At 73.5% G+C, this 548-nt stretch carries 1 pseudogene; it reads left to right on the top strand.

What is annotated here, in order from left to right:
* Positions 1–548, top strand: a pseudogene (locus JQK88_RS35870) (signal recognition particle-docking protein FtsY); the annotation flags it as partial.

Raw genomic sequence — 548 nt, 5'->3', positions numbered from 1 at the left:
TGGGACCTCCCCCATCGAGGGGGAGGTAAAGGCAGCGCCGGAGCCGGCGCCCGAAGAGCCGAAGCCCGGACCAGCGCCGACCATTCCGCCGGCACCGGAGCCGGTCGTTCCCTCCGAGCCGGAACCGCTGCCGGAGCCTGTGCCGGAGGAAGAGCCGCAACCGGAACCTGAGCCCGAGCCGCTGGAACCCGAGGAGGTTCCTGCGTCGCCCGCCGCTCCGGAGCCCGAACCGCAGCCGCAAGAGGTGCCGCCGGCACCAGTCGAGCCGGAGATCGAACCGTCGCGCCCGGAAAGGCAGCCTGAGCCAGCGCCTGTCGAGGTGCCGACACCGGCCGAGGTTCCCGCCGAAGCGCCCCCGATCGAGGTGCCGCCACCGGCGCCGTCTCCCGCGCAGCCAACCTCAAAGGCCGGCGCTGCCCCTCATCCGCCTGCCGGCACCTTCTCCCCGGATAGGAACGGGGAGCAGGAAGAAGCGCCGACGCCTCACCCTTCCCTCGTTGGGGAGGGTCGAGGCGACGCGGCGGGGTGGGGTGACAGCGCCGCCGTGG

Source organism: Mesorhizobium caraganae (assembly GCF_016836705.1).
Classification (GTDB): domain Bacteria; phylum Pseudomonadota; class Alphaproteobacteria; order Rhizobiales; family Rhizobiaceae; genus Mesorhizobium; species Mesorhizobium caraganae.
The sequence above is the reverse complement of the archived record's forward strand: the minus strand, read 5'-3'. Positions and strand labels throughout refer to the sequence as shown.